At 65.6% G+C, this 22,717-nt stretch carries 20 protein-coding genes and 1 tRNA gene; 11 read left to right on the top strand and 10 right to left on the bottom strand.

What is annotated here, in order from left to right; genetic code table 11:
* On the bottom strand, positions 1–248 hold a 248-nt coding region (locus AC1D14_RS14595; RefSeq protein WP_476968690.1), incomplete at its 3' end, for a hypothetical protein.
* Between the two features lie 309 nt (positions 249–557).
* Between AC1D14_RS14595 and AC1D14_RS14600 the strand changes: the two genes are divergently transcribed.
* The 4 genes from AC1D14_RS14600 (at position 558) to AC1D14_RS14615 (ending at position 5,467) form a co-directional block, all read left to right on the top strand.
* Positions 558–2,126 (top strand): NCS1 family nucleobase:cation symporter-1, encoded by a 1,569-nt coding sequence (locus tag AC1D14_RS14600; protein ID WP_476968691.1) that lies wholly within the window; start codon positions 558–560, stop codon positions 2,124–2,126.
* Positions 2,127–2,154: 28 nt separating this feature from the next.
* Positions 2,155–2,898: an aspartate/glutamate racemase family protein gene (locus AC1D14_RS14605; protein ID WP_230119382.1), complete on the top strand. Its 744-nt coding sequence runs from the start codon at positions 2,155–2,157 to the stop codon at positions 2,896–2,898.
* A 41-nt stretch (positions 2,899–2,939) separates the two neighbouring features.
* Positions 2,940–3,752 (top strand): SDR family oxidoreductase, encoded by an 813-nt coding sequence (locus AC1D14_RS14610; RefSeq protein WP_476968692.1) that lies wholly within the window; start codon positions 2,940–2,942, stop codon positions 3,750–3,752.
* 218 nt (positions 3,753–3,970) lie between these two features.
* Positions 3,971–5,467, top strand: a complete 1,497-nt coding sequence (locus AC1D14_RS14615; protein ID WP_230119380.1) for a cation:dicarboxylate symporter family transporter — start codon at positions 3,971–3,973, stop codon at positions 5,465–5,467.
* A 128-nt stretch (positions 5,468–5,595) separates the two neighbouring features.
* Here AC1D14_RS14615 and AC1D14_RS14620 read toward each other — a convergent pair whose 3' ends face one another.
* The 3 genes from AC1D14_RS14620 to AC1D14_RS14630 form a co-directional block, all read right to left on the bottom strand.
* Entirely contained in the window at positions 5,596–5,973 is a 378-nt protein-coding gene (locus tag AC1D14_RS14620; protein ID WP_476968693.1) for a sterol carrier family protein, read from the bottom strand.
* A gap of 53 nt (positions 5,974–6,026) precedes the next feature.
* A complete protein-coding gene (locus AC1D14_RS14625) occupies positions 6,027–7,043 on the bottom strand; it encodes an asparaginase (RefSeq protein WP_230119378.1) in 1,017 nt (338 codons plus the stop codon).
* A 102-nt stretch (positions 7,044–7,145) separates the two neighbouring features.
* Positions 7,146–8,723 (bottom strand): molybdopterin-dependent oxidoreductase, encoded by a 1,578-nt coding sequence (locus AC1D14_RS14630; RefSeq protein ID WP_230119377.1) that lies wholly within the window; start codon positions 8,721–8,723, stop codon positions 7,146–7,148.
* A gap of 131 nt (positions 8,724–8,854) precedes the next feature.
* Here AC1D14_RS14630 and purD point away from each other — a divergent pair, with 131 nt between their 5' ends.
* Both purD and AC1D14_RS14640 read left to right on the top strand, forming a co-directional pair.
* Positions 8,855–10,177 (top strand): phosphoribosylamine--glycine ligase, encoded by a 1,323-nt coding sequence (gene purD, locus AC1D14_RS14635; protein WP_476877642.1) that lies wholly within the window; start codon positions 8,855–8,857, stop codon positions 10,175–10,177.
* Positions 10,174–11,130 carry a phosphoribosylaminoimidazolesuccinocarboxamide synthase gene (locus tag AC1D14_RS14640; protein WP_476968694.1) on the top strand — a complete coding sequence of 319 codons (957 nt, stop codon included), beginning with the start codon at positions 10,174–10,176 and terminating at the stop codon, positions 11,128–11,130. Before purD ends, AC1D14_RS14640 begins: the two co-directional genes overlap by 4 nt.
* A 74-nt stretch (positions 11,131–11,204) precedes the next feature.
* On the opposite strand, the gene AC1D14_RS14645 is transcribed toward AC1D14_RS14640, so the two are convergent.
* Positions 11,205–12,467, bottom strand: a complete 1,263-nt coding sequence (locus AC1D14_RS14645; protein ID WP_230119375.1) for a helix-turn-helix domain-containing protein — start codon at positions 12,465–12,467, stop codon at positions 11,205–11,207.
* 131 nt (positions 12,468–12,598) lie between these two features.
* Here AC1D14_RS14645 and AC1D14_RS14650 point away from each other — a divergent pair, with 131 nt between their 5' ends.
* Positions 12,599–12,832: a hypothetical protein gene (locus tag AC1D14_RS14650; protein WP_230119374.1), complete on the top strand. Its 234-nt coding sequence runs from the start codon at positions 12,599–12,601 to the stop codon at positions 12,830–12,832.
* A gap of 100 nt (positions 12,833–12,932) precedes the next feature.
* Positions 12,933–13,337, top strand: a complete 405-nt coding sequence (locus AC1D14_RS14655) for a hypothetical protein (protein WP_476968695.1) — start codon at positions 12,933–12,935, stop codon at positions 13,335–13,337.
* 63 nt (positions 13,338–13,400) lie between these two features.
* Here AC1D14_RS14655 and AC1D14_RS14660 read toward each other — a convergent pair.
* The 5 genes from AC1D14_RS14660 to AC1D14_RS14680 all read right to left on the bottom strand — a co-directional run bounded on the left by AC1D14_RS14660 (position 13,401) and on the right by AC1D14_RS14680 (position 20,843).
* A tRNA-Pro gene (locus tag AC1D14_RS14660) sits at positions 13,401–13,477 on the bottom strand.
* Between the two features lie 208 nt (positions 13,478–13,685).
* Entirely contained in the window at positions 13,686–15,587 is a 1,902-nt protein-coding gene (locus AC1D14_RS14665; RefSeq protein ID WP_476968696.1) for an ABC transporter ATP-binding protein, read from the bottom strand.
* Complete coding sequence (locus AC1D14_RS14670; protein ID WP_476968697.1) at positions 15,584–17,428, bottom strand: ABC transporter ATP-binding protein; 1,845 nt, start codon at positions 17,426–17,428, stop codon at positions 15,584–15,586. Before AC1D14_RS14670 ends, AC1D14_RS14665 begins: the two co-directional genes overlap by 4 nt.
* 119 nt (positions 17,429–17,547) lie before the next feature.
* Complete coding sequence (locus AC1D14_RS14675; protein ID WP_230119391.1) at positions 17,548–18,477, bottom strand: metallophosphoesterase; 930 nt, start codon at positions 18,475–18,477, stop codon at positions 17,548–17,550.
* A gap of 20 nt (positions 18,478–18,497) precedes the next feature.
* A complete protein-coding gene (locus AC1D14_RS14680; protein WP_476968698.1) occupies positions 18,498–20,843 on the bottom strand; it encodes a transglycosylase domain-containing protein in 2,346 nt (781 codons plus the stop codon).
* Between the two features lie 37 nt (positions 20,844–20,880).
* Here AC1D14_RS14680 and AC1D14_RS14685 point away from each other — a divergent pair, with 37 nt between their 5' ends.
* Genes AC1D14_RS14685 through AC1D14_RS14695 form a run of 3 tightly spaced genes read left to right on the top strand, consistent with a single transcriptional unit; the run spans position 20,881 to position 22,498 of the window.
* Entirely contained in the window at positions 20,881–21,036 is a 156-nt protein-coding gene (locus AC1D14_RS14685; RefSeq protein ID WP_205652420.1) for a DUF4177 domain-containing protein, read from the top strand.
* Position 21,037: 1 nt separating this feature from the next.
* The gene (locus AC1D14_RS14690) at positions 21,038–21,571 is read left to right on the top strand and encodes a RidA family protein (protein ID WP_230119369.1); all 534 of its coding nucleotides are present in this window, start codon (positions 21,038–21,040) and stop codon (positions 21,569–21,571) included.
* A gap of 15 nt (positions 21,572–21,586) precedes the next feature.
* Positions 21,587–22,498 (top strand): NUDIX hydrolase, encoded by a 912-nt coding sequence (locus tag AC1D14_RS14695; RefSeq protein ID WP_476968699.1) that lies wholly within the window; start codon positions 21,587–21,589, stop codon positions 22,496–22,498.
* Positions 22,499–22,717 lie beyond the last annotated feature (219 nt).

Genomic DNA, 22,717 nt, shown 5'->3' on the forward strand with positions numbered 1-22,717 from the left:
AACTGTGCTTCCTGGTCCGCCGGGATGGTGTTCACATAGTCCGTGGTGGTGACCATCGGAACCCCGACGCTCTGGGCGCCGGCACGCTGCAGGAGACTGCGCATGATGTATTGGGCACGCTCGGTGCCCTGTTCCCTGATCAGCGAATCCAGGGACTCAACCCACTCGGCGGTCTCTTCCGGATCACGATCAGGCAGCTGGTTAGTCAACCCGCTGAGGATATGGGAGGTATCTTCTCCTGCAGCCACGGCAGCCTCGTTTCATCTTTGAATGTTGGGGCGATATTTTCGTATTGTGAGAAAACATTCTTGCTATTCGAGATTAGGCCGACGTGCAGGTGCCGGTCAAGGCGGCCCATCCGGCGGGTCGGCGCCGAAGTGCGGCTGGCTCTTGCGGACCGATTATGACTGCGCGCAGAAGCAGGGCGACCTTGACCCTGGCGTGACCCAGGTCATACAGTTATTCCACTTTTCAAGATGTGATTTCCATAATATGGAATTCGCTCTTCGGAAGCCTCGGGCTTCCCACTTCACCTTCCCTCAGAACTGGAGATCCAGATGCAGACGACCCCATCAGTCGGCGTCGAACCGGCTCCCGCACCGACAGTGTTGTCGGGCCAGCCGATCCATCCGGCAACGGGCGTCGAAGCCCTTTGCGAAACAGCCAGTGCCGCCTCCGGCCGCACCATCAGCCCGAGTCTCTACAACGTGGACCTCGCCCCGACCAAGCGGGAAGGCCGGCGCTGGACGGCGTACAGCATCTTCACGCTGTGGGCCAACGACGTCCACAGCCTCGGAAACTATGCGTTCGCCGTCGGGCTGTTTTCGCTGGGTCTCGGCGGCTGGCAGATCCTCGTGGCCCTGGGCATCGGTGCCGCCCTGCTCTTTGTGCTGCTGAGTTTTTCCGGCTTCATGGGCCAGAAGACCGGCGTGCCCTTTCCGGTCATGAGCCGCATCAGCTTCGGCATCCGCGGCGCCCAGCTCGCGAGCCTGGTCCGCGGAGCCGTGGCCGTGGCCTGGTTCGGAATCCAGACCTTCCTCGCGTCCGTGGTGCTCCGGGTGATGCTCGTGGCCATGATCCCGTCGCTGCACGAACTGGACAGCAACTCCATACTGGGCCTGTCCACCCTGGGATGGACCGCGTTCGTGGCTCTCTGGATCGTCCAGCTCGTGATCGTCAGCTTCGGCATGGAAATGATCCGCAAGTACGAGGCCTTTGCCGGACCGATCATCCTGCTGACCATGGTCCTGCTGGCCGTGTGGGTCTTCATCGAAGCCCGCGGCTCCATCCAGTGGACGGGCATCCGGGGTCTGGAAGGCGGCGAAATGTGGCGCAAAATTTTCGCCGGCGGCGCCCTCTGGGTCTCCATTTACGGAACCTTCGTCCTGAACTTCTGCGACTTCACGCGGTCGGCCAAGTCCAAGAAATCCATCGTCCGCGGCAACTTCTGGGGCATTCCCATCAACATGCTCCTCTTCGGCGCCATCGTGGTGGTCCTGGCTGGCGGTCAGTACAAGATCAATGGCACCATCATCGAAACTCCCTCGGACATCGTCGAGAGCATTCCCAACACCCTCTTCCTGGTCCTGGCCTGCCTCGCCATCCTCATCCTGACCATCGCTGTGAACCTGATGGCCAACTTCGTGGCCCCGGTCTATGCACTCACCAACCTTTTCCCCAAGCACCTGAACTTCCGGAAGGCCGCCTGGGTCAGCGGCACCATCGGCCTGGTCATCCTGCCCTGGAACCTCTACAACAACCCGCTCGTGATCGTGTACTTCCTGGGCGGACTGGGCGCCCTCCTTGGTCCATTGTTCGGCGTGGTCATGGCAGACTACTGGCTGCTGCGCCGCGGCAAGGTCAACGTGCCGGAGCTTTACAGCGACCACCCGCGCGGCGCGTATTTCTACAAGAAGGGCGTCAATCCCAAGGCGATCGCCGCACTCCTGCCGGCCTCCGCCATCGCGATTCTCATCGCTTTTGTGCCGGCTCTCGAAGCGGCGGCGCCGTTCGCCTGGTTCTTCGGCGCGGGCGTCGGTGCGCTGACTTACTACCTGGCCGCCGACCGCAAGCAACGGTTCGAAGATGTCGACGGCGAATCGATCGCCGTCTCCAGCACCCACTGACCGCCGACCCGCCACCCAGGAGAAATCCATGCGTATTCTCGTTGCGAATGTGAACACCACCCAGTCCATGACCGACTCCATCGCTGCCCAGGCCCGCAGCATCGCGGCACCGGGAACGGAGATCATCGGCCTCACCCCGAGGTTCGGTGCCGACTCCTGTGAAGGGAACTTTGAAAGCTACCTCGCCGCGATTGCCGTGATGGACCGTGTGGTCAACTACCCGGAACCGTTCGACGCCGTCATCCAGGCCGGCTACGGCGAGCACGGCAGGGAAGGGCTGCAGGAACTCCTGGACGTTCCGGTGGTCGACATCACCGAGGCCGCGGCCAGTACGGCCATGTTCCTCGGCCACAAGTACTCTGTAATCACCACCCTGGACCGCGCCGTGCCGCTCATCGAGGACCGGCTGAAACTGGCCGGGCTCGATGCGCGCTGCGCCTCTGTGCGGGCCAGCGGCATGGCCGTCCTGGAGCTGGAGGAGGAGCCGGGGCGTGCCGTCGAGGCCATCATCGAACAGGCGCTGCTGGCAGTCCGCGGGGACAAGGCCGAAGTGATCGTCCTCGGCTGCGGCGGCATGGCGGGCCTGGACGAAAAGATCCGGCAGCGGGCCGGGGTGCCGGTGGTGGACGGCGTGGCGGCCGCCGTGACCATCGCGGAATCCCTGGTCCGGATGCGGCTTTCAACCTCCAAGGTGCGGACTTATGCCACGCCTCGGCCCAAGACCGTCATAGGCTGGCCGTTGGTGGCGGCGGATGTTCCCGCTACCCACTAAGCCCGCCTTGTAGGCCGCCCGCATCCCACAGGAGTACCCCCATGACCGCAACGCCGCCTGCAGCACCCCCTGCAACGCCACCGCCTGCAACGCCGTTTGCAGCGCCACAGCCTGGACGGGTCGCCGTCGTCACCGGGGCCGGTTCCGGCATCGGCAGGGCAGTGGCCCGGCAGATGCTGGCGGAAGGCTACCGGGTGGCCCTGGCCGGACGCCGCGAGGCGCAGCTGCTCCAAACGGCGGGCAGCCACCCGGACGCGCTGGCGGTACCCTGCGATGTCACGCTGCCCGACGACGTCGAGCGCCTCTTCGCGGCCGTCCTCCAGCGGTGGGGGAGGGTGGACGTCCTGTTCAACAACGCGGGCGTGTTCGGCCCGGCGGCGTCGGTGGACGAGATCAGCCTCGCGGACTGGGAAGCGACCGTTGCCGTGAACCTGACCGGTTCGCTGCTGTGCGCCCGGGCGGCCGTCCGGGCCATGAAATCCCAGGCGCCGCAGGGCGGGCGCATCATCAACAACGGGTCCATCTCCGCGCACTCGCCCCGCCCCCGCACAGTGGCCTACGCCGTCACCAAGCACGCCATGACAGGCCTGACCAAGAGCATCGAGCTGGACGGGCGCGCCTTCGGCATCACCTGCGGGCAGATCGACATCGGCAATACCGCCACCGAAATTATGGACACCATCGGCGTCGGCTCCGGCGCCCTCCAGGCCGACGGCACGCGGAAAGTCGAGCCCATGTTCCCCGTGGAGGACGCCGCGCGGGCTGTGCTGCTAATGGCCGGAATGCCGCCCACTGCCAGCGTGGGCTCCGTGGTCATCACCGCCGCCGGCATGCCCTTCATCGGGCGGGGCTAGCAGAAGAAACCACCTTTTCCGCTACGCAAGCGGACATCCGCACCGCGGTTCCCGGGTGCGGATGTCCGAAAACGTGGCGGTTTTTGCATGCCCGAACACGGACGCATATTTCCACATTGCGAAAACTCATTTTCCCCTTGCGGAATAGTGTGAGCGGGGTTACTTTTGAATCAGACCCCAATTTCCGGGGCTGTTCCCGATTGAATAGGTACAGATCAATGAAGATCCCAGATTCCTCGGCGCTGAAGGCGAGTTCGGTGCCGTCGAAGAAGAAGCCCCTGTACAGGTCGCTCTTCTTCCAAATTCTGATCGCCGTCGTGGCAGGTGTTCTCATAGGGCATTTCTGGCCGGACCTTGGCTCCCAGCTGAGACCGCTCGGTGACGGCTTTATCCAGCTCATCAAGATGATCATCGCGCCGCTGATTTTCCTGGTGATTGTCACCGGAATTTCAGCCGTAGGCGACGTCAAGGCGGTCGGAAGGGTAGGAGTCAAAGCACTTCTCTACTTCACAGCGGCCACGCTCTTCGCCCTGGTCTTCGGACTGATCGTCGGCAACCTTGTCCAGCCCGGCGCCGGCCTGAACATTGATCCGAGCACGCTGTCCCAGGAGGCGCTGGACGCCAAAACCGGCCACGCCGTGCCCAAGGACGCTGCGTCCTTCATCCTGGACATCATCCCCACCAGCGTCATCGGGGCCTTCGCCAGCAACAGCCTGCTGCAGGTCCTCTTCTTCTCGGTCTTTTTCGGCGCCGCAATCGTGGTCATCGGCCGCGAGCGCTGCATGCCGGTCATCAGCCTCATGGAGACCGTCCTCGAACTCATCTTCAAGATCATGTCCTGGATCATGAAGGTGGCCCCGATCGGCGCGTTCGGTGCCATGGCGTTCATCATCGGCCAGTACGGTCTCGATACGCTCGGGACCTATGCGCAACTGATCGCCGCCTGCTACGGAGCCGCCCTGGTCTTCATCGGCCTCCTGTTCCTCGTGGCCTGGGGCATCGCACGGGTCCCGCTCTGGCAGTTCCTCAAGTACACCCGCGAGGAGTTCCTGCTGGCCCTCGGCACGGCTTCCACCGAGGCCGTCATGCCGCGCATCATGACCAAGCTGACCAACGCCGGCTGCTCCCGGGCCACCACAGGTCTTGTGGTTCCCACCGGCTACTCCTTCAACCTCGACGGCGCCGCGATCTACCTTTCGATCTCGCTGCTGTTCCTGGCGCAGGCGTTCGGACACCACCTGGACCTCGGCCAGCAGCTCGCCGCCCTCGGCGTCCTGCTGCTGACCTCCAAGGGCATGGCCGGCGTCCCCGGATCGTCCTTCCTCGCCCTCTCCGCAACCGCGGCGGCACTCGGGATCTTCCCTGTGGCAGGCGTGGCACTCCTCCTCGGCGCCGACCGTCTGATGGACTCCATGCGCGTTGTGGTCAACCTCCTCGGCAACTGCGTGGCCACCTTCGTGGTCTCCAAATGGGAGGGCCAGTTCGACCGCAGCGTCATGGTCCGCGCGTTCCGCGGTGAAATCACCAATCACGACTCGGCCATCATGCTCGGCGTCGAGGATGACTTCGAGGACCAGGAGCTCGAGCGGATCAGCGGAGGCGGTCAGCCGTCACCCAAGTTCCGCGGCGGGCCCAACCCGGACGAGATCCCCGAATTCCAGATGACCAGGACATCATCGGCCACCGGAAGCTCAGCCGCCATCCACCACGAATAGCGGCAGCCAGCAGATCACTAACCTTGTCCAGCCCCGGTGCGGGTCCGGCTTCCGCTACGGAACCGGACATCCGCACCGGGGTTCCTGCATGCGGATGTCCGAAACCGGGGCGGATGTCCGGAACCGCCCTACAGCGGCAGCAGCGCCGAGAGATCGGCGCGAAGACCGGAAGCCGCCACGCGCCCGGCGTCCACCGCGTCCGCCCAGCCCAACTGGCCGGTCACCATGGACAGCCAGGTGGCGGCGTCGCACTCTATGACGTTCGGGGGAGTGCCGCGCGTGTGGCGAGGCCCCTCAACGCACTGCGTGACGCCGAACGGCGGAACCCTGACCTCCACCGAGTTGCCGGGCGCCCGGGCGGTGACCTCCTCCAGGGAGTAACGCACCGCCGTCGCGATCACCGGGCGGGGAACGGCAGTGCCCGACGGCGGCTGGCCCGCTTCCAGCCAGCTGGCCAGTGCCGCTTTGCCTTCGTCGATGTCAATCCTGCGCCGGGCTACTGCCATCGCCGCCTCCTTTGCTGCTGTGGAAGTAAGAGTGTGCCTGCGCGGCCAAGTGCCTAGTCCAGCAGGGCCGAGACAGCGTGGCCCAGCCTGATCTTGCCCACCGGGCGGCCGCCGCCGAGGACCGGCTCAACAACCTTCTCCAGCACGCTGGACACTCCCGGAATGTCCACGGCGCCGGCGGCAGCCAGAATGGTCAGGGCCACGAGCGAGGTGGCACGCAGGTTGCCGTCGAGCACCTTCACGGCCGCCGAGACCCCCTGCGGCGTGGCCATGACCAGCACGCCCTCGGCACCGATCTTGGCAATGACGTCCAGCTCCTCCATCACGATGGTGTTGGCTTCGCCCCTGCCCTGGACCGCCCACGGGTAGTCCAGCATGGACGTTGCGATCGTGGCTGCCCGTGCGTTGGAGTTCTTGTCGCCGGGTGCCTTGGCGAGCCGGGAGTATGCGCGGGCCAAGCCCGTCAGGGAAATGGCAGCGACAGGGGCGCCGCAGCCGTCGATGCCCAGGTGGGCGATCCTCTCCTCCGAGAATTCCTCGATCACTGTGCGGATGCGCTGCTGAAGGGGGTGGTTCGGCTCGAGGTAGCTGTGCTTGTCCCAGCCGTTCTCCATGCACGCCCAGAGGAACGCTGCGTGCTTGCCGGAGCAGTTGTAGGCCAGCCGTGACTTGCCCTTCTCGGAGCGAGTGAGCCAGGTGCGGGCCGTCTCGTCCTGCGGCCACGCGGCCGGGCACTGCAGCTGGTCCTCCTTGACGCCGGCGGCCTTGAGCATTCCTTCCACCACGTCCATGTGGTCCAGCGACCCGGTGTGGCTGGCGCAGGCGAGCGCCACCTGCGCGCCGCGGAGCGGAACCCCGGACTGCATGGACGCCAGGGCCTGGAGCGGCTTGAGCGTTGACCGGGCCAGGATCGGGGTGGTGATGTCGCCCAGCTGCGTGACCACCGTGCCGTCCGCCGCCAGGACCACTGCCGCCCCAATGTGCCGCGATTCGACAAATCCGCTCCGTTCAACGACCGCGAGCTCGACGGCGGACTCCACAGAGAATGTGGCATGCGAAGTTAGGGGCATGGCCCCAGTCTATGGTGCCGGATTGGCATTCCCCGGGACCTGTTCCGGCAGGCCGTACCGGGCATCCGGGCAGCCTGCCGGACGGCGTGCCTGGGCACGGCCCTACTCGACCGTGACCATCACGGACTGCCAGCCGGACGCGCCGTCCGGCACGGGATCGGCACGCTTTTCCGTCTGGACCTCGCCCGTCCCGTCCGTGGCGCGCGCTCTGATGTAGTGCGGTCCCGGCTTGGCATCCCAGTCGAAGGACCACTGCCGCCACGTGACCACGGAGGCTTCGTCGGACAGCACTGCCTCGGCCCACCCGGCGCCGTCGATCTGGACCTCCACCTTGGTGATGCCCCGGGTCTGCGCCCACGCCGTGCCGCCGATCGACACCCGTCCGGCCTTGACCACGGCGAAGGACTTGGGCACCTCCACCCGGGCCATGGTCTTGATGGGACCGCGTTCGGACCAGCCGCGTTGCGTCCAGTACGCCCTGTTGTCGGCGAAGCGTGTGACTTCGAGGTCCACTACCCACTTGGTGGCGGAAACGAAGCCGTACAGTCCGGGGACCACCATGCGCACGGGGTAGCCGTGCTCCAGCGGCAGCGGCTCACCGTTCATTCCGATGGCGAGCATGGCGTCGCGGTCGTCCTGCAGGACCTCCAACGGCGTTGATGCGCTGAACCCGTCGATGGAGGTGGAGAGGACCATATCCGCGCCGTCCTTTGGCCTGGCCCGCTTGAGGACTTCGCGGAGGGGCAACCCGAGCCATTTCGCGTTGCCGGCGAGGTTGCCGCCCACCGGATTGGACACGCAGGTGAGGGTCACATGCGACTCGATCAGCTCGGCGTCGAGCAGGTCCTGGAACGTGAGGCGGACCTCCTGCTCCACGAGTCCGTGCACCCGGAGCTCCCACTCGTCGGCGTTGATTTCCGGCACGCTCAGGGCGGTGTCGATCCGGTAGAAGTCACCATTTGGCGTAAGCCACGGCGTGACGCCCGGTGTGGCGGACTGAACCCCAGCCGGCACTGCAAGGGCGACCTTAGCAGGGGCAGGCAGCCGCAGCGACCCGCGCGCCTGGGCCACGTTGCTTCGCGCGGCGCTCAGCAGCCGTCCCCCGGTAGCTGCGATGCCGGCCGCCACTGCAGTAAGGCCGGTAGCGGCGAAGAACGCCCGCCGCGTTGTTGCGGGGCGTTCAGGCTCCTTCGCCGCGACGCCAGCCGGAGCATCGGGAAAGGAGTGAAGCCGCCACAGCCGGGAGATCAGGAGCCGCAGCACGACCAGTCCGGCGAGGGTCCCGAGGAGAGTCGGAATGGCGTCGACCGGCTTCACGCTGGCCCGGGTCACCACGCTCGCCACGATCACTGAGCCCATCAGCAGCACCCCGGCCACGCCCAGCGCCCATTTCCGGTATGCCACCACGCCCAGTACGCAAGCGAGCAGGAAGATGGTCAGGCCCATGCCAACGAAGAGCGCAGCCTTGTCATTGGTGCCGAACGTGGCGATGGCAAAGTCCTTCATCCACGGCGGCGTGAAGTCGATGAACGTGGAGCCCAGGGCAATCACGGGCGTTGCCCGCGCAGTAAAGAACGCTCCGATCAGTTCCGCAACGGAAAGAACGACGGCGGCCGCCGCCACCCCTGCCACCGCCGCCAGTGCGGCGGGGCCCTTGAGCCACTTCATCAGCTTCTTCATGCCCTTGGTTCGTAGCGGCCGGCCCGCGGGATTGTTCCGGCGCGGTTCCAATGCGTGCGGGGACGCCGGAGCGCGGGGCGGCACGACATAGCTTAGGAACCAGCGGTGTCCACAAAGTACCCTTGGAGACTGTGAAGGTACTCGTCATTGGCCCCGGTGGCCGCGAACACGCCATTGTCCGTTCCCTGCTTGCAGACCCCAACGTCTCCGAAGTCCACGCGGCTCCGGGCAACGCCGGCATCAGCCGGCTCGTCCCCACGCACGCGATCGACGGGAACGATCCGGATGCCGTGGCGGCTCTCGCCACCCGGCTCGACGTCGACCTCGTGGTGGTGGGCCCCGAGGCTCCGCTCGCCGCCGGCGTTTCCGACGCGGTCCGCGCCGCCGGGGTTCCCGTGTTCGGGCCGAGCAAGGCCGCCGCCCAGCTGGAGGCGTCCAAGGCGTTTGCCAAGCAGATCATGGCTGAAGCCGGTGTTCCCACCGCCATGGCGCTGGTGGCCGGCAACGCCGAGGAAGCCGCAGCCGCCCTGGACACCTTCGGCGCGCCGTACGTGGTCAAGGACGACGGGCTGGCCGCAGGCAAGGGCGTGGTGGTCACCAACAACCGGGATGAAGCCCTGGCTCACGCGCAGACCTGCTTCGACGCCGGCGGAACCGTGGTGATCGAGGAATTCCTGGACGGTCCCGAGGTTTCCGTGTTTGTCCTCTGCGACGGACGCAACACCGTGGCGCTGTCCCCGGCGCAGGATTTCAAACGCATCTTCGACAACGACGAAGGACCCAACACCGGCGGTATGGGCGCGTACACCCCGCTGGAATGGGCGCCCGAAGGCCTGGTCCAGGAAGTCATCGACCGGGTGGCCCAGCCTACGGTCAACGAAATGGCACACCGCGGCACCCCGTTTGTCGGCGTCCTGTTCGTCGGCCTGGCCCTGACTTCCCGCGGCACGCGCGTCATCGAGTTCAACGTCCGTTTCGGCGACCCCGAGACTCAGGCCGTGCTCGCGCGGCTGAAGACGCCCCTCGGTTCCCTGCTGCTGTCGGCTGCCAGGGGCGAACTGGACCAGGCAGAAGAGCTGCGCTGGTCCAAGGAGACTGCAGTCGCCGTCGTCGTTGCGTCCGAAAACTACCCCGACACCCCGCGTACCGGCGACCGCATCCGCGGGCTCAAGAAGGTGGACGAGCTTGACGGCGTCCACGTGATCCACGCCGGGACGAAGCTTGACGACGAAGGCAAAGTGGTCTCCGCCGGCGGCCGCGTCCTCGCGGTGGTCGCGCTTGGTTCCGACCTCGTGGAGGCCCGGGAAAAGGCCTACGACGGCGTTGAGCTGGTGCAGCTCGAAGGCGCCCAGTTCCGCCGCGACATTGGCGGCAAGGCGGCCCGCGGTGAAATCAAGGTGGCGTCCGGCAGTTCCTCTGCCCAGGCAGCCTCCGCCCCGAAAGCGAAGGCATGACAGTGGCAGAACCTGAGAACACCGCCGCCCCCAAGCGCGGCCTGGACACGTCCACCCTGGAGCTTCCGGGCTGGAAGCACACCTACTCGGGCAAGGTCCGGGACCTGTACGAACCGGCGGACGACTCCATCAACAGCCGGTTCGGGCAAGACTGCGTGCTGGTGGTGGCCAGCGACCGCATCAGCGCCTTTGACCACGTGCTCAGCAGCGAAATCCCGGACAAGGGCGCCATCCTGACCCAGCTGAGCCTGTGGTGGTTCGACCAGCTGGAGGTCGAGCACCACGTTCTGGCGTCCACTGTGGAGGACGGCGTGCCCGCGGCGGTGGAAGGCCGCGGCATGATCTGCAAGAAGCTCGAGATGTTCCCGGTGGAATGCATTGCCCGCGGCTACCTCACCGGCTCGGGCCTCGTGGAGTACCGGCAGTCCGGCACCGTCTGCAGCATCCCGCTCCCCGAGGGACTCGTGGACGGCTCCCGGCTCGCGAAGGCGATCTTCACGCCCTCGGCCAAGGCCGAGGTAGGTGAGCACGACGAAAACATCAGTTATGACGCCGTGGCGTCCATGGTGGGCGATGACATCGCCGGACGCCTCAGCGAACTGACGCTGAAGATCTACACCAAGGCCGAGCAAATTACCCGTGAGCGGGGCATCATTCTGGCTGACACCAAGGTGGAGTTCGGCTACGACGTCGTCACGGGCGCCATCACGCTGGGCGACGAGGTCCTCACTCCCGACTCCTCGCGGTTCTGGGATGCCTCAACGTACAAGCCCGGCCAGGCGCAGCCCTCGTACGACAAGCAGTATGTCCGCGACTGGCTGACGTCCGCCGAGTCGGGCTGGGACAGGGCCTCCGACACACCGCCTCCGGCCCTGCCTGCGGACGTCGTGCAGCGCACCCGTGCGCGCTACGTTGAGGCGTACGAAAAGCTCACCGGCCGGACGTTCGCGTAACGGCGGCCGCCCCTCCGTCTCGGAGCGGTCCCCTCCGGGTCGGAGCAAGTCTCCGTTCCGGAGGGCGGCCGGTCCTAGCTGGCTTCGGCTGCCTCGGCCCGGCGCTGCGCGAGCCTGATCTCCAGCATGGCGTCCAAGGCCTGCTGCACGCGGTCCTGCGCGCCGGCCCCGCTGAACTCCCGCTGGGCTTCCTGCAGGAGCACCAAGGCTTCCTCGGATTCGCCAGCGGCCTTGAGCGACTTGCCCAGGAGCAGCGACACCTCGCCCGCGGTGTGCTTGGCAAGGGCGCTGCGCTCGGCGTGAATTTCGCGCAGCTTCTGCACCGCCGCCACGATATCGCCGGTGAGGTAGAGCCAACGGGCACGGATGAAGGCCACCTCAAGCTGGTCCGTCTTGTTGCCGCCCACGATGGACAGCGCGAGCTCGGCGCGCTCAATGGCGGAGAGGGTCTCGGGTTCCACGATCCCGGACGAGAGCCGGACGGCGGCCGAGGCCTTGTTGAAGCGGGCCCAAAGATCGATGTCGTTTGCAGGGGACAGCAGCTTGGCCGCGCGCTCGTGGTGCTTGATGCCCTCGGGGTAGTCGTGGCGCATGAAGGCGACGTTCCCGATCACCCAGGCCACTTCGCCGGCCAGCTGGGACATGGAGTTCTCGTCCATTTGCTCGTTCATGTCCTGGCAGTACTTCCAGGCCTCGTCCAGCCGGCCGCTCTCGGCGAGGGCGCCGATCAGGGCGCGGAGTGCGCCGATGATCAGCGTGGAGCCCTTGGGAAGCTGGGCGCACAGTTCCACGGCCTTCTGGGCATGCTCGACGGCGGCCGCCAGTTGGCCCTGTCCGTGGCACAGTGCGGCGAGCATCTGCCGGGCACGCACTCCGAGGCCGGCGGACTCGGTGGCCATCGGATGCTCCGAGAGGTGCTCCATGATCTTCTGGCACTCTTTGAGCTGGCCCTGCTTCATGAGGCATTCGGCCTGCATGTAGGTCATGTTCCACCAGGCGCTGGTGTTCTTGCCTTCGAGGGCGATGCGCGCGGCGGTGGCAGCATGGTCGGCGGCAAGCGCGTAGTCACGCAGGTCCCAGGCCTGCCGGGCGTACAGCCCCGCCAGGACGTATTCGGCGTCGCTGACCGAGATAGGCTGGCTCCAGGCCTCAAGCGCCTTTGGCGCGAGCTCCAGCCGGCGGGCAAGCTCCTCGATGACGTCTGCGGTCGGTTCCCGTCGGCCCGTTTCAAGCAGCGAGATATAGCTGGGGGAGTAAAGGTCCTTGCCCAGTTCCGCCTGGGTCAGGCCGCGCTCGAGCCGCTCTGCTCGGAGCTTCTCTCCGAATCCGTTCCCCACGGGATTCCTCCTCATTCCGGACAGTCTTTGTACACAATGCTTGACAGCCCCTGTGGAAAACATTTTACAATGTATGTCAACAAGGACTGTGCTGACTATGTAACGAAACCGACTCGTATTGAGGAACTCACATGTTGAAGAAGATTGCAGCCGCTGCCGTTCTGGCAGGGGCACTTGCATTCTCCGCCACGGCTCCGGCCGTTCTGTCTGCCGGTTCTATTGTTGATAATGCGGGCTCCGCGGTTGCCATTGGCAACTGGCCGGATCCCATGCGCGTGAAGGACGTGAACAAGCCCACCATCGGCAACTGGCCCGATCCTATGGATTCCCCCGCCACGATTGGCAACTGGCCGGATCCGATGTAGCAAGGCTTTTTCGGAAACCGGGCCCCGGGACATGCGCGAACCATGTCCCGGGGCCGTTTTCTTTCCACCACGTTGCGGCCGTCACATGAAGGGACACATTGTGAAGCGACAGGGAATCAGGCGACAGGGAACCAAGCGTCAGGGAACCCAGCGCCAAGGATCAAAGACGCACGGAGCCAACGGGCTGCAGCGGGCATACGTCCTGTGGAGCATCGCCGGCACCTCGCTGCTGGTGGCAGCGGTGGCCGGGACATCGGTGGCCGGCGTGCTGAGCGGAACGGCCGACGCCGGGTCCTTTGTCTCGGGGATCGTCGGCATCGCGGCGCTGCTGGAGTCCCCGGTGCTCTTTGTGGTCGGCCTGCGGCTGCGCCACAGTTACGTGAACTCCGTCCAAACCTACGAGAGCCGGGGCGGTTACCTGGAGGACGACGGCTCGAACCGGGTCAGGATTCCCCTGCTGGGCGGCGGGCAGGCGCGGCAGAATATCACCAACCAAGGGTTCTGAACCCGGCGGAGGATGCAGCCAAAGATGAAAAAAGAGGGCCTCCCTGGGGAGACCCTCTTTTGTTGGTCGGGATGACAGGATTTGAACCTGCGACCTCTTCGTCCCGAACGAAGCGCGCTACCAAGCTGCGCTACATCCCGATCCGCTGCAAAAGCAACTTTACAAGAATAGCCGATACAGAGGCCACATGCGAAATCGAGGCCAGGACCGCCAGCATTACGGCCCGGCAGAGCGCGGCGGCCGCTGGTTTCCCCACCTTTGGCGGGTTTCGGCTCGCAAGGGGCGGAACCCGCCGTCGTCCTCCTCCAAAGGCGGGGGGACCCGGCAGGTGGCCTTCGGCGCCGGGCCTCAGACCAGCGAATCCTTCCAGGCTCCGTGCAGCTGCGCGAAGCGGCCGCCGCCGCCAATCAGCTCCTCCGGAGTGCCGTCTTCCACAACGCGGCCATCGTGGACCACAAGGACCCTGTCGGCTGTCTCCACCGTGGAGAGCCGGTGCGCGATGATGAGCGCCGTGCGTCCGGCATCACGGTGTCCGCCGTCGTCACTGGTGCCGTTTCCCGGGGAGGTGTCGGCGCCGGAGACGGCAGTGCCGGCGTCGTCGTCCGTGCCCCGCAGCAGCCGGGCCAGTCCGTTCTGGACCAGCCGCTCGGAGGGGATGTCCAGGGAGGACGTCGCCTCATCGAGGATCAGGACGGCCGGCCGCGCCAGGAAGGCGCGGGCGAAGCTGATCAGCTGGCGCTGCCCCGAGGAGACGCGGCCGCCGCGCTTGTTGACGTCCGTGTCGTAGCCCTCGGGGAGTTCGGCGATGAACTCATGCGCACCCACTGCCTTGGCCGCTGCCTCGATTTCCTCGCGGGACGCCTCCGGCCGGCCGAGGGCGATGTTGTCCGCCACGGAGCCGCTGAACAGGAACGCCTCCTGGGTGACCATCACGATGTTCCGCCGCAGGTCCGCGGTGCTGAGCTCGCGCAGGTCCACGCCGTCGAGCGTAACGGAACCGGAGGAGACATCATAGAAGCGGGCTATCAGTTTGGCGAGGGTGGACTTGCCTGCGCCGGTCTGCCCCACCAGTGCCACCGTCTGGCCGGCGGGGATGGCGAGGTTGAGCCTTGCGATGATGAGGGGGCCGCTTCCGTAGCGGAACTCGACGTCCTTGAACTCGACGGCGCCGCGGGCATCGCGGAGGGCCACCGCGTTCCCGGGCGGGCGGACGGTGGGCACCTCTTCGAGCAGTCCGGACACCTTTTCGAGCGCCGCCTGGGCGCTCTGGAAGGAGTTATAAAACATGGCCATCTGGTCCACGGGCTGGAAGAAGCGCTTCGTGGACAGCATCAGCGCCAGCAACACACCCACAGCGAGGTCGCCGTTGAGGACGCGGAAGCCGCCGAACAGCAGCACCGCCGCCACGCAGACGTTGCCGATCAGCACCAGGCCGGGCTGGAAGATCCCGTTCAGGTTGATCGACCGGACGGTCACCTTCCGGTATTCCTCGGCCAGTTCCCCATACCGCGCCGCGTTTTCGCGTTCCTTCCGGAAGGCCTTCACCGCACGGATTCCGGTCATGGTCTCCACAAAATGCACGATCAGGCGGGCGGACACCACCCGCGACTCACGGAACGCGATCTGCGAATGCTTCTGGTACCAGCGCGCCAGCAGGAACATCGGAACGCCGGCCGCCACCACGATCAGACCGCTGCGCCAGTCGAGGGCAAAGACCGTTACCGCCGTGAACACCATGAAAAGCATCCCGGACGCCAGCGAGCTGACCCCGGAATCGAGGAGCTCGCGGAGGGCCTCCAAGTCTGACGTCTGCCTCGCGATGATCCGGCCGGAGGTGTATTTCTCATGAAACTCAAGGCTGAGCCGCTGCGTGTGCCGGAACACCCAGAGTCGCAGGTCCAGCAGCATGGCCTGGCTGAGCTTCGCCGTGGACGTGACGTAGAGGGCGGTCAGGACGGCGGTCGCCACCGCCGCCGCGAGATACGCGACGCCGGTTATCACCAAGGGGAGGTTGTCACCGCCCTGCAGGGCCGGCAGCGCGTGGTCGATGCCGAACGCAATCAAGGCCGGTCCGGCCACGCGGGCCGCCTGAGACAGGACCACCATGGCGATGGTGAGCCAGAACCGGAGCCGGACGGGACGGATCAGCGTGGCCAGTAAGGCGAGCGACCGCCGTCGTACGGCTTTGCTGTCGCTCTTGCTCAGGTGGGCATTGTCCTCGTTCGCGGTACCGAACGCTGCGGTGCTCATCGGATGGACTCCTCAGCGTCGTCCTCGAGGGCGGAAAGTTCGGAGTCGAGGTCCCGTGGCTCGGTCTCCAGGCTGGCGATGACGTAGCGGTAGTGGTCGTTGGTGGCCAGCAGTTCGGCATGCGTTCCGACGGCGGCAATCCGGCCGTCCTTGAGCAGCGCCACCCGGTCGGCCAGCGCCACGGTGGACGGGCGGTGCGCGACGATCAGCGTGGTGGTGCCGGCAAGTACTTGCCGCAGGCGGTTTTCCACGAGTTCCTCGGTGTTGACGTCCAGGGCGGACAGCGGATCGTCGAGCACCAGCACCTGGGGGTTGGCGGCGATGGCCCGGGCCAGGGCGATGCGCTGCCGCTGCCCTCCGGAGAGGCTCAGCCCCTCGTCTCCGATCAGGGTATCCAGTCCCTCCGGCAGGGAGTAGGCGAAGTGGGCCTGGGCGGTGTCAAGCGCCTCTTCAAGGATGGCCTCCAGCTCGTCGTTGCCGGCGTCGGGGACACCGGCTCCTACACCGGTCCGGGCGCCCAGGAGCACATTGTCACGGACGGAGTTGGAGAAGAGTGTGGTGTCCTCAAACGCCACACCCACCACGCTGCGCAGTTCTTCGACGCTGAAGTCGCGCAGGTCCACGCCGTCGATGGTGATGGACCCGTCCGTGACGTCATAGAGGCGCGGAACGAGCTGGAGCAGGGCACTCTTGCCGCTGCCGGTGATGCCCACCAGCGCCATGGTTTCGCCAGGGCGGATGTCCAGGGTGATGCCCTTGAGGATGGGCTTGTCCGGGGCGTCCTCGAAAGCGAAGGTGATGTTGTTGAAGCTCAGCGCACCTTGCAGCTCGGCGGGCCGCGCGGGACGCTCCGGGCTGGTGATGGTGTTGCGGGTGTCCATGACCTCGAAGTGGCGATCAAGGGCGCTCTTGGCGGTCAGGGCCATGGCCAGCAGCATTCCGGAGAACTCCACGGGCGCGGCGATGACGGCCGCTGTCGCGAAGAACGCCACGAGCGAGCCGATGCTGAGCTGGCCTGCCGCCACCAGCATGATGCCCACCACGAGTCCCGCACCGAGGGCCAGTTCGGGCAGGAGCGTAACCACCATGCTGAACGTGGCCTGGTGCCTGGCCTTGGCGATCTCGGTCTGGCGGAGCTCTTCGGCCTGGCCGTTGAAGGTTTCCAGCGCCTCGCGGCTCCTGCCGAAGGCCTTCAGCACGCGGATGCCGTGGACGGACTCCTCGACAGTGGTGGCGAGGTCGCCAGCCTGGTCCTGGCTGCGCCGGGCCACCTTGCTGAAGCGGGTCCTGAAGCGGAAGCTGTAGAACATGATGGGGCCGGCCGCGGCCAGGAAGATGAGGGCAAGCTGCCAGCTCATGGTGAACATCACCACCACGCCGATCACCACGGTCAGCGTAGTGACCACCAGCATGATGGCACCGAAGGCCATCCAGCGCCGCAGGAAGTTCAGGTCCGTCATGACGCGTGAGAGCAGCTGGCCGGAGCCCCAGCGGTCATGGAAGGAAACGGTGAGATCCTGCAGATGGCCATAAAGGGACACTCGCATGCGCGTCTCTACCGTGGTGGCCGGGTTGATGACGAAGGTCCGGCGCAGGGCCACGAGCCCTGCCTCGGCGATCCCTAGGACGAGGATGACTCCGGCAGATGACCACACCGCGTCCGCAGTGGCCCCAGGCCGGAGTGAGTCATTGACGAGTGCCCGCAGGACCTGGGGAATGGTGAGTGCCACCACGCTGGCAAGGAGTGCGCACAACAGACCCATGAACAGCCGGGGGAGGATCGGCTTCACATGGGGATAGAGACGGCTGATGGATCTGAAAAACGAAGTCTGCTTGGCCATGCCCGCTTCTTGAACTCAAGTGCGAATGTAGTTTCCCGTAGCAACTACCCTATGCCATGAGTGCCGCGCTACACATGGTTTCGGAGGTCGTGGGGCGTCGAGCCTGGCCGTTTCGGCGGCTAGGCCCGGGGAGCAAGGGTCAGCAGGACGGCCTCGGGTTTGCAGGCGATACGGACAGGGGCGAAGCGCGAGGTGCCGATGCCCCCGGAGACGTTGACCGGCGTCGTATGGCCGTTGCTTTGCCAGTCGTGCAGGCCCTTCGCACGCCACGTGGGGATGTCGCAGTTGGCAATGATGGCACCGTACCCGGGGATGCACAGCTGGCCGCCATGGGTATGGCCGGCGAGGAGCAGGTCGGCGCCGTCCTCAGTGAAATGGTCCAGCACACGCTGGTATGGGGCATGGATAACAGCCACGCGCAGGTGGGCGTTCGAGTCCTGGCCCCTGGTGCCCCTGGGCCAGCCCGCATAGCGCTCGCGCTTCAGGTGGGGATCGTCCACGCCGGAGAAATCGAACCGCATGCCCCTGAGCACAATCGACTGGTGGCGGTTGGTCAGGTCCACCCAGCCGCCCATGCCGAAGCCGGCGCGGAGGCGCGGCCAGTCGAGCACCTCGGAATCCCGCTGCTCCCTTGACGGCCCCAGCAGGTACGCAGCCGGGTTCTTGAGCCGCGGAGCGTAGTAATCATTGGATCCCGGAACAAAGACGCCGGGAAATTCCATCAGGGGGGCAAGGGCAGAGAGCAGCGGATCCACAGCCTTGGCGTGGCTGAGGTTATCGCCGGTATTCACCACGAGGTCCGGTTTCAGCTCGGCCAGGGAGCGGAGCCATTCGGCCTTCGCGTTCTGCCCAGGAACAAAGTGGATGTCACTCAGGTGCAGTATCCGGAACGGATCCTGGCCTTCAGGCAGGATGGGCAGCGATTCTTCCCGCAGGACAAACTGGTTCTTCTCCCACAGGCCGTAGCCAGCGGCGGCGAGGCCCAGTGCAGATCCGGCGGCGGCAGTAACGGCAAAGCCGCGCGCGATGCTTCGCGCGCGGCTTGCCATGAGTGACGTGTCGATCACTGTCAGCCGTTCCCCTTGTTGCCGTTGCCGTTGCCGTTCCCGTTTCCGGTGTTGTTGCCGTTTCCGGTGTTGCCGCCGGTGGTGCCCGTGGTGCCGCCCGTGCTATTACCGGTGTCGCTCGGGGGCTGCGGGTTGTCCGGCACGGGGACGGACGGCTGGAACTCCGGGGTCCCGTACAGCAGGTTGGACGGCGGTTCCGGGAAGGGGTCGGTGCCGTAGGTCGGAGCAATCTGGGACATGAACTGCGAGAACATCGGCCCGGCGATCATGTAACCGTCAATGCCGGTGTAGAACTTGCCGTTGATTGTGACATTCTGGCCCGCACGGTCCTGCGAACCCAGGGCGTCGCCGAACCAGGCAGCCGTGGCGAGGCCCGTGGTGTGTCCTACCACCCAGGTTGAGCCGTTGTTGTTGGACGTACCCGTCTTGGCAGCGATGGGGAACGTGGTCTGGGTGGAAATCCGGGGCTGGATGAGCGAGCCGGATCCCTCGTTCAGGACCTTCTGCAGTGCATAGTTCACGCCCCGGGCCACCTCGGGCTTGATGGCATCCCGGCAGGCGGTCGACTGTGCCGGGAGCTGGGCGCCGGTCTGGTCGGTCACGGACGTGATGGCGATCGGAGCGCAGTACTTTCCGTCATTGGAGAATGTGGCGAATGCACTGGCCATGGTCAGCGGAGCCGTCTGGGTCGAGCCGAGCAGGTTGCCGAGCGTGGTCATGGTGACCTTGGGGTTTGCATCGACCACCGCGTTGGTTTCCTTGTCGCGGACCGGCAGGCCGCCGTGCAGGCCAACGGCGTCCACGACCTTCTGGATGCCGCACAGGTCAACCTGGGAAGCTGAGGCAAACGTGGCCGTGTTAATGGAGTTCTTCAGCCCGTCGAGCACCGTCATGTTCCGGTAATAGCCCTCTTCAGCGTTCTGGAGGTCATCGGTGCCGTTAGTGCTGTCGTACCAGCCGACGGTGGGCGTGGAGCAGGTGTTCCGCCACGGGAAGTCCTGCGGGTAGCGGCGCTGGGCGGCGTTGACGATGGTGTTCATCGACTTGCCTTCGTCCAGCCATTCGGCGAAGGTAAACGGCTTCATCGTGGAGCCGGGCTGCGCGCCGCCGAGGCCGTTGAGGTCGTTGCCCTGGTCGTCGTACTGGTCCACGCTGAAGTTGATCTGGGAGTCGAACTTGCCCTTGCCCGCAAACCACGAGGTGTTCTGGGCCATGTTGGTGATTCGGCCGGTCTTGGGCTCGACCGATACCAGGGCTGCGCCCCACTTGTCGGGGTTGGTGCCGGCGGAGGCATTGACCTGGTCCTGGGCGGCTTTCTGCGCCTTGGGGTCCAGGGTGGTCTTGATGGTGAGGCCGCCGCGGAAGATCTTCTTTTCGCGTTCCTTCGCGTCCGCGCCGTACGCCGGGTTGTTCAGCAGCAGGTGCAGGACGTAGTCGCAGAAATAGGGGGCCGTGGGCGAGTAGGCACAGCCTTGGCGCGCGGGGGTGACCTTGGTGGTCACCGGGGTGGCGACGGCTGCGGTGTGCTGGGCCTTGGTGATCTTGCCCTGCTTGAACATGGCGTTCAGTACGAGGTCGCGTCGGACCTTCGCGTTGTCCGGATTGGTGATGGGGTCAAAGGCCGAGGGGCTGTTGACGAGGCCGGCCAGCAGCGCTGCCTGGGGGAGCGTGAGGTTCTTGGCCGTGGTGCTGAAGAAGAACTTCGACGCGGCCTCGATGCCGTACGCGTCACGGTTGAAGAACACGATGTTGAGGTAGCCCTCAAGGATCTGTTCCTTGGTGAACTTCTTTTCCAGGGCGATGGCGAGCTTCATTTCGCGCAGCTTGTCGCCCACGCCCTTGTTCACGCCGTTGAGCTTGATGTCCTCGCCGCGGCCCTCGGATTCAAGCGAGGCGTTGAGGACGTTATTAACGTACTGCTGCGTGATGGTGGACGCGCCCTGCTTGTTGCCGCGCGCCGTGGCGACGAGGGCGCGGAGGATGCCGGTGGTGTCCACGCCGCCATGCTCGTAGAACCGGCTGTCCTCAATGGCGATGACCGCGTTCTTCATGTACGGGGAGATCTGCTCGAGCGGAACGCGGGTGCGGTTCTCCGCGAACAGGTTGGCGATGACGCTCCCGTCCTTCGCCAGGATCTTGGTGGACTGGCTGGGTGGGTCCACCTGCAGCTCCGCCGGGAGAGTGTCAAAGAATTCGATCGAGCCACTGGCCGAGCTGCCTGAAACGGCCGCCGCCGGAACCAGCAGGCCGGCCACCAGGACGCCACAAATAGCGCTCACGCCAAGGAAGGCTAATAACTTTCCGAGGGTGGTGGCCGTGTCGAATATAGGGTTCTTACCAGTCGCCATGTTCTCCAGTTTACCGGCAAGGACTAGGCTTGAGTTCATGACCAAATGGGAGTACGCGACGATTCCGCTCATAATCCACGCCACGAAGCAGATTCTGGACCAGTGGGGAGAGGATGGCTGGGAGCTTGTCCAGGTAGTCCCCGGCCCCGAAGGCAACGGTCTGGTTGCCTACCTCAAGAGGGAGAAGCAGTAGCATGACCACGCCTCAAGAAACCGCTTCCAGCGCTGCAGCGGCGCCGTCTTCCGCCGTCGAACAGCGGCTTGCCGAGCTCGGCCTGACGCTCCCCGAAGTGGCCGCGCCCGTGGCCGCATACGTGCCGGCCGTCATCTCCGGCAACCACGTCTACACCTCCGGGCAGCTGCCGTTTATTGACGGCAAACTCGAAGCTACCGGCAAGGTTTCCGCCGGCACCGAAGGCACATCGGACGAGTCCACGGTGTCCCCCGAGGACGCCAAGGCGTACGCCGCCGTCTGTGCGGTCAATGCGCTGGCCGCCGTCAAGAGCGTCATCGGCGACCTCGACCGCATCACCCGCATCGTCAAGGTGGTGGGCTTCGTGTCCTCGGACCCGTCCTTCACCGGCCAGCCGGGCGTTATCAACGGTGCCTCCGAACTACTTGGCCGGGTGCTTGGTGACGCGGGGCAGCACGCCCGTTCCGCCGTCGGCGTTTCTGTCCTGCCGCTCGACTCTCCCGTTGAAGTCGAACTGATCGCTGAATTCAGCTAAGGACCGGTCACTTCCTTGCCCCAGCTAGCACGTCGCCTGTTTGTTCTTCCCCCCGAGCTCGAAGGGGCGGCACAAAGCTGGATCGATCACGGCGAACGGACGCCCCGCGCCGCACGGTTCGCCTCCTCGGTAGTCCTGCTCCGTGATTCGCCCACCGGTCTGGAGACCTGGCTCGGTTACCGGCCCGGGTCTTCGCCGCTGGGCGTCCTCGCCTTTCCCGGCGGGTCCCTGGAAGCGTCCGACGACGACGCACTCGGCTGGCTGGGCCCCTCGCCCCAGCATTGGGCCGAGCAGATGGGAACGGACGACGTCGGGCTGGCGCGCCGCCACGTTGTGGGCGCCGTCCGGGAACTGTTCGAAGAGACCGGCGTGCTCCTGGCCGGTCCGGACCTGTCCTCCACCGTTGAGGGAACATCCACGCCCGAATGGATGAAAGTGCGCGAAGCCGTGGCTTCGCAGGAAAAGTCCTTCACCGAGGTGCTCGCCAAGCGAGGCCTGTCGCTGCGCACGGACCTGCTGAAGCCGCTCGTGAACTGGCTCAGCCCGGACTTTGCACACCGCCGCTTCAATACCCGCTACTTCGCCGCCACGGTTCCCATGAACCAGCAGCCCACCGTCCTGGCCAGCAAGGGCGTGTGGGGCCGCTGGATCTGCGCCACCAAAGTTGTCAGCGAACGCGACACGACGGCGCTCGGCGACGAGGTGGGCCAGGAAAACACCGTGGGCCTCACGCTTGGCCAGCTCCTGGTCCCCGGCTCTGAAATCATGCTCGAGAAGATGGCAGCGGCCAACGGCTGCATCGCCTACCTCAGCTACAAGCGCACCCCGCACGTGTACCAGCCCCGGCTGGTCCAGGAAGACGGGACGCTCATGCTCGAAGTCGAGGCCGCGAAGACCGTGGCCCACGAGCCCCAGCGGGAACGGTGACGCTCTCGCGGTTCCTGTCGCTTTTTTGGTGACGCTCTCGCAGTTCCTGTTGCCTGTTCGGTGACGCTCTGATTACGGCTGATCGAGCTTGTCGAGATCAAGGTTCCGGCCCGCTGGTTTCGACAGGCTCAACCAGCGGAGGCGGAGGGGCGTTCTCCGACCTTGGTGACTTAAGAACAAAAAGCCGCCCCGGTTGATACCGGGGCGGCTTTGTTATTT

The sequence above is a fragment of the Arthrobacter sp. P1_B11 genome (assembly GCF_056406715.1).

Bases quoted from the DNA above. Each gene is read 5' to 3' on its own strand.
- AC1D14_RS14600 (WP_476968691.1), top strand. From the start codon at position 558: ATGCAGACGACCCCATCAGTCGGCGTCGAACCGGCTCCCGCACCGACA.
- AC1D14_RS14605 (WP_230119382.1), top strand. From the start codon at position 2,155: ATGCGTATTCTCGTTGCGAATGTGAACACCACCCAGTCCATGACCGAC.
- AC1D14_RS14610 (WP_476968692.1), top strand. From the start codon at position 2,940: ATGACCGCAACGCCGCCTGCAGCACCCCCTGCAACGCCACCGCCTGCA.
- AC1D14_RS14615 (WP_230119380.1), top strand. From the start codon at position 3,971: ATGAAGATCCCAGATTCCTCGGCGCTGAAGGCGAGTTCGGTGCCGTCG.
- AC1D14_RS14620 (WP_476968693.1), bottom strand. From the start codon at position 5,973: ATGGCAGTAGCCCGGCGCAGGATTGACATCGACGAAGGCAAAGCGGCA.
- AC1D14_RS14625 (WP_230119378.1), bottom strand. From the start codon at position 7,043: ATGCCCCTAACTTCGCATGCCACATTCTCTGTGGAGTCCGCCGTCGAG.
- AC1D14_RS14630 (WP_230119377.1), bottom strand. From the start codon at position 8,723: ATGAAGAAGCTGATGAAGTGGCTCAAGGGCCCCGCCGCACTGGCGGCG.
- AC1D14_RS14640 (WP_476968694.1), top strand. From the start codon at position 10,174: ATGACAGTGGCAGAACCTGAGAACACCGCCGCCCCCAAGCGCGGCCTG.
- AC1D14_RS14650 (WP_230119374.1), top strand. From the start codon at position 12,599: ATGTTGAAGAAGATTGCAGCCGCTGCCGTTCTGGCAGGGGCACTTGCA.
- AC1D14_RS14665 (WP_476968696.1), bottom strand. From the start codon at position 15,587: ATGAGCACCGCAGCGTTCGGTACCGCGAACGAGGACAATGCCCACCTG.
- AC1D14_RS14670 (WP_476968697.1), bottom strand. From the start codon at position 17,428: ATGGCCAAGCAGACTTCGTTTTTCAGATCCATCAGCCGTCTCTATCCC.
- AC1D14_RS14675 (WP_230119391.1), bottom strand. From the start codon at position 18,477: ATGGCAAGCCGCGCGCGAAGCATCGCGCGCGGCTTTGCCGTTACTGCC.
- AC1D14_RS14680 (WP_476968698.1), bottom strand. From the start codon at position 20,843: ATGGCGACTGGTAAGAACCCTATATTCGACACGGCCACCACCCTCGGA.
- AC1D14_RS14685 (WP_205652420.1), top strand. From the start codon at position 20,881: ATGACCAAATGGGAGTACGCGACGATTCCGCTCATAATCCACGCCACG.
- AC1D14_RS14690 (WP_230119369.1), top strand. From the start codon at position 21,038: ATGACCACGCCTCAAGAAACCGCTTCCAGCGCTGCAGCGGCGCCGTCT.